At 47.5% G+C, this 5,016-nt stretch carries 4 protein-coding genes and 3 tRNA genes; 5 read left to right on the top strand and 2 right to left on the bottom strand.

The window, feature by feature from the left end:
• Positions 1–37 precede the first annotated feature (37 nt).
• Positions 38–607 carry an elongation factor P gene (efp, locus tag V4C51_RS17030; RefSeq protein WP_330927374.1) on the bottom strand — a complete coding sequence of 190 codons (570 nt, stop codon included), beginning with the start codon at positions 605–607 and terminating at the stop codon, positions 38–40.
• 23 nt (positions 608–630) lie between these two features.
• Here efp and epmB point away from each other — a divergent pair, with 23 nt between their 5' ends.
• A complete protein-coding gene (gene epmB / locus V4C51_RS17025) occupies positions 631–1,665 on the top strand; it encodes an EF-P beta-lysylation protein EpmB (RefSeq protein ID WP_330927373.1) in 1,035 nt (344 codons plus the stop codon).
• A gap of 181 nt (positions 1,666–1,846) precedes the next feature.
• On the opposite strand, the gene V4C51_RS17020 is transcribed toward epmB, so the two are convergent.
• A complete protein-coding gene (locus V4C51_RS17020; protein WP_330927372.1) occupies positions 1,847–2,992 on the bottom strand; it encodes a hypothetical protein in 1,146 nt (381 codons plus the stop codon).
• Here V4C51_RS17020 and V4C51_RS17015 point away from each other — a divergent pair.
• The 4 genes from V4C51_RS17015 (at position 2,985) to V4C51_RS17000 (ending at position 4,638) form a co-directional block, all read left to right on the top strand.
• The gene (locus V4C51_RS17015) at positions 2,985–3,836 is read left to right on the top strand and encodes a sterol desaturase family protein (protein ID WP_330927371.1); all 852 of its coding nucleotides are present in this window, start codon (positions 2,985–2,987) and stop codon (positions 3,834–3,836) included. The two genes, V4C51_RS17020 and V4C51_RS17015, sit on opposite strands and share 8 nt — an antisense overlap.
• 129 nt (positions 3,837–3,965) lie before the next feature.
• Positions 3,966–4,052 (top strand) — tRNA-Leu (locus tag V4C51_RS17010).
• Between the two features lie 64 nt (positions 4,053–4,116).
• Positions 4,117–4,203, top strand: a tRNA-Leu gene (locus V4C51_RS17005).
• A 359-nt stretch (positions 4,204–4,562) separates the two neighbouring features.
• Positions 4,563–4,638, top strand: a tRNA-Thr gene (locus V4C51_RS17000).
• Positions 4,639–5,016 lie beyond the last annotated feature (378 nt).

Here is a 5,016-nt window from a genome sequence, read left to right as displayed (position 1 = left end):
AATCGATAACCACACTGGCCGGTATTGTACAAAAGGATTACTTCACCCGTCCAACATATTCGCCGGTACGGGTATCAATTTTCAGCACTTCTCCTTCAACAATAAACAACGGCACTTTGACAGAATAGCCGGTGGTGAGTTTGGCCGGTTTGGAGCCACCTTGAGCGGTATCGCCTTTGAGGCCCGGGTCGGTCTCAACCACCTGCAATTCTACGAAATTAGGTGCCGTTACCGACAAAGGCGCGCCGTTATACAGCGTTACCGTGTATACTTCCTGCTCTTTTAACCAGTTAATGGTGTCACCAACGGCTTCTTTGCTGGCAGCGTACTGCTCGTAAGAGCCATCGGTCATCATAAAGTGCCAGAACTCACCATCAGCGTACAGGTATTCCATATCCAGTTCGATAACGTCAGCCCCTTCAAGGTTTTCACCCGATTTGAAGGTACGCTCCCAAACACGGCCATTGATCAGGTTACGGAATTTCACACGGTTGAATGCCTGCCCTTTGCCAGGTTTGACAAACTCGTTCTCAATGATCGAACAAGGGTCTCCCTCAAGCATCACTTTGAGACCGGAACGAAACTCATTGGTACTGTAGTTAGCCATTAATGTTACCCGATAAATCAAAAATGCCTATGATAACCCGTTCTACCCCCACAGTGCACACCATAAACGCAACCGAGCCTGAGAGCTGGCAACAGAAGCTGTCTACAGCGGTAAACTGCCCTGAACAATTGCTTGATATGCTGGGGCTTGATCGGGCATTACTGCCTGATGCCGTGAAAGCCGGGCGCCTGTTTTCCCTTCGGGTGCCTCGTGGATTTGTGGCAAAAATGGAGCGAGGCAACCCCAATGACCCATTATTATTGCAGGTATTACCCTTAGGGCAGGAGTTACTTGATACGCAAGGTTACAGCTTCGACCCCCTGAACGAAATCGCTCAAAACCCCTGCAATGGCGTAATTCACAAATACCCTGGTCGACTGTTACTGATTACCAGTGGTGCCTGCGCCATCAACTGCCGCTTTTGCTTCCGCCGTCATTTTCCTTACGGGGATAACCAGCTCAGTGGCGAAGACTGGGACAACGCCTTGCGTTATATTGTAGCTGACACCAGTATTAAAGAAGTGATTCTCAGCGGGGGCGACCCCCTGGCCACCAGTGATAAACGTTTAAAAAAACTCGCTGTTGCCCTCAGTGATATTCCCCATGTGGAAACACTGCGCATTCATACCCGGCTGCCACTGGTCATCCCTGAGCGCATTACCGATGAAATGATCCACTGGTTTACCGGGACACGCCTGAAGCCGGTAATGGTGATTCACTGTAACCATGCCAATGAAATTGATGGGGCAGTGCAAAACGCCCTGAACCAATTACAGCAGGCACGGGTCATGTTGTTGAATCAAACCGTTTTGCTCAAAGGTATTAACGACTCTGTTGATGTACTGGTGGATCTGAGCCAGGCCCTATTCCAATCGTCAGTCCTGCCCTATTATTTGCATGTGCTCGATAAGGTGCAAGGTGCTGCCCACTTTGATGTGGATGAACAAACAGCCGCCTGTCTGGTCAATGCCATGCAAAAGCAGTGTCCGGGTTATTTAGTGCCAAAACTGGTACGAGAGATTGCCGGGAAGCCCGGTAAAACGCCTGTAACGCTCTAATGCCCCAGGAGCCTGTCGGACTTATGCTTTCGAGCATAAAATTCAGTAGGGCGAGTCAGAATTTTCGATCAATTTGTGCGAATAGTTGACCTTTAAGCAAATTGATCGGAAATTCTGGCCGCACTCTCTCGCACTTTCTGGATTTTAGACAGAAATTGTCTTAAGTCCGACAGGCTACAAGTCACGGTTGTTTTTTCTCACCCAGTAACCAGATTCTCTCGGCATAGCGGCCAAGTAGCCAGAAACTCAGTGCGAGAAGACCAAAAAAAACCGCTTGGTGCAAGGTATGCCAGCCATACTCCACATACCTTGTGTAAATATTGAAAAATAAGAAACTAAAACCGCAGCCCCTCAGTACCGGGTCGTTGTATTTTAAGCCTGTAATAATGGCCGCAATACTGGCAATAGTGAGCGCCAGTACCCAGGGCCAGAATTCAAACCGTTCAGTACCGTACCAACCGTCAAGGTTGCCACAATTGCCTATGACAGAGAGAATCCAGAGCCCCGTAAAGCTAAACAGCAACCCGGTAATATGGGTTATGCGGGCAAAAGGCATGAGTTTCAGGCGTCTTTGCATCCAGAAACTGACAACAAACAGACCACCGCCAAACAGGGCAAAGCGCAGGGGGTAACTCATACCATAAAAACAGTCATTCCATCCTGTGAGATAGCCGGTTTCAGCCAGTACCCAGGCTCCAAGAGAGAGCAGCCCAAACAACCACACCAGCTTTGATGGCAGGTAGATACCCAAACAGCAGTAAATCACTGCCGCGACTAACACCAGCAAAGAAAAGTGTCCGTTATGGCTATCGAGGGCCATGCCAATAAAGGCTATCGAGCTGGCAATACTGACGGTACCGAGAAAAAAGAGTGACTCATAGGTCAACAGCCGAAGCGGGTTTTTTTTCTGTAACCACAAGGTGACTGAAAAAATGACGATAGCCAGTAGCGCGAAAAATGCCGCTTTCACCAGTGCCGGCGCAGAAAATAGCCGATTGAGTAAAGCCATTAGCTGCTTGTCCAGTAACATTGCATTGAGTGAAAGCAATAAACAAAACAGGGCACCAAAAAAAGCATAGCGAGCAAGCCCCTGCCAGTTGACCTCGCGCTGTTCGATGCTCTCCATCAGCCTTAGACGCTGCCGTTCATCCAGAAGACCTTTTTGCTGCCAGTATGCCACGGTTTTTAGTAAAATTGTGTGTTGTTGTCTGGTAACCTTCATCGTCTTGGCTCTATCGTCAACTATAAAAAGAATAGCAGGCGCGCAGGTAAGACTGACAGGTATCAGGAGAGAAACAAGGGAGAAACGGGAGAGAACAATGAACATTGATATCAACTTATTACTCTTGTTACTGACACCGGTCTACTTTGTACCTATTACCATTGAGTGGTGGTGGTTAAAACGACACCCTTATTACAACCCCAGTGCACGATACCGTTTACCTGATGTCTTTGCTAACTTGTCCCTTGGCTTGTTTTACCAGCTCGGTGAGAAGCTGGCAGGCGCCTATGTCATGGCCATTTACTTCAGTTTATTTGAATTCAAACTGTTTACCATTGCGCCTACGCTCTGGAGTTTTATCTTACTGCTGGTGCTTCAGGATTTCTGCTATTACTGGTTTCATCGTATGAGTCATAATGTACGCTGGATGTGGGCATCCCATGTGGTACACCATTCGTCACAGTCACTGAATTTCTCTACAGCATTTCGCCAGAGCTTTACCTACCCTCTGTCGGGCATGTGGCTGTTCTGGATACCACTGGTTATGCTGGGATTTCCCCCAGAGACTGTCTTGCTGGTGGTTATGGTGAATCTTTTCTATCAGTTCTTTATTCACAGTCAGGTGGTGCCACCATTGGGCTGGATCGAATGGGTATTTAATACACCAAGGCACCACCGTGTGCACCATGCCAAAAACCCGAACTACATTGACAAAAATTTTGGTGGCTTGCTGATTATCTGGGATCGACTGTTTGGCACCTTTAAAGCAGAAAGTGAGTCAGAGCCCTGTCGCTATGGTATTCCAAAGCAGGTGAACAGCTATGACCCATTGCTGCTGACCTTCCATGAGTGGCGCGATATGCTCAAAGATGCGCTAAAACCCGGGAAAACATTAAAGCAGCGCCTTAAACATTTATACAGCTACCCTTCCTGGCAGCCGAAGCCTTGATAAAACCAGGTGAGTTGTTGTTAACAGGATGTTGGCACGTATATACCGCAGCGGTGAGAGTATTGACACTTTCTGTCTGAATCTCTATCATGCCCGGCATCCTGAGTTGCTTAAAGTAGCTGCTTCAGGGCCCAGGTGGCGGAATTGGTAGACGCGCTAGCTTCAGGTGCTAGTGTCAGCAATGGCGTGGAAGTTCGAGTCTTCTCCTGGGCACCATATTTCAAATGTTTTTCTTGAATGTTTTTCTTGAATTAAATAACAACCTGAACAATATATTAATGCCCAGATGGCGGAATTGGTAGACGCGCTAGCTTCAGGTGCTAGTGTCAGCAATGGCGTGGAAGTTCGAGTCTTCTTCTGGGCACCAGCTCACAACAAAAAAGCCGGATCAGTGATCCGGCTTTTTTGTTTTTTCCGTGTATACTCATAGCCTGTTTTGACTACCGTAATGAGCATGGCACGCTCGATGTCAGCACAGTAGCGATGACCAGCAAAGCCTGCTACTGCCAGGCGTTTAAATACAACACTGACGTTCAGTCTGTCAGTGCAATAACGCTGTTATGCCAATTGGTATTATGATCTGCCATTAGTGCATTTGCCTGGATTGAGCAAACACCTCTATTGAGAGGTATCTGATTGTGCTGGTCATCTCTAAAACATAGAAGACGGTCTTCTGTTAAGTGTTGACAAAATATTTCCTGATGCATATGATCTACTCCGTTCTTTGCCGGTATAGCTCAGTTGGTAGAGCGGCTGACTTGTAATCAGTAGGTCCCGAGTTCGACTCTTGGTGCCGGCACCAGACAACGCAATGCCTGTAGCGTTAGTAAGCACTACAGGCTTTTTTGTATCTGCCGTTTGGGTCTCTAGGAGACTGACCGAGAATAGCGCCCGTAGCGAGGATTACGAGAAATTGAGGATAAAAATTTCTGCTTATGAGGATAATAGCGGGGCTATTTGACGAAGAAGCAGGAATTTTTAGACCAATTTATCGCAACCGCAGTAGGGCAGTCTATTCTCGGACAGGCTCCTAGTGGTGCTAAGCCCTAATATCTATCCCTTTGAAAATATGGTTTAATCTGCATCTCCAGTAAGACATAAGTAAGTGGCAGGGATGCAGTTGAACCACACCAAAACAATCACTCTCTCAGATAACCAACGTGCAGAGTTGGAGTCGATT

The sequence above is a fragment of the Candidatus Sororendozoicomonas aggregata genome (assembly GCF_031528575.1).
GTDB lineage: Bacteria > Pseudomonadota > Gammaproteobacteria > Pseudomonadales > Endozoicomonadaceae > Endonucleibacter > Endonucleibacter aggregata.
Note: the sequence above shows the minus strand (reverse complement) of the source record. Positions and strands in the feature narration are given on the sequence as shown.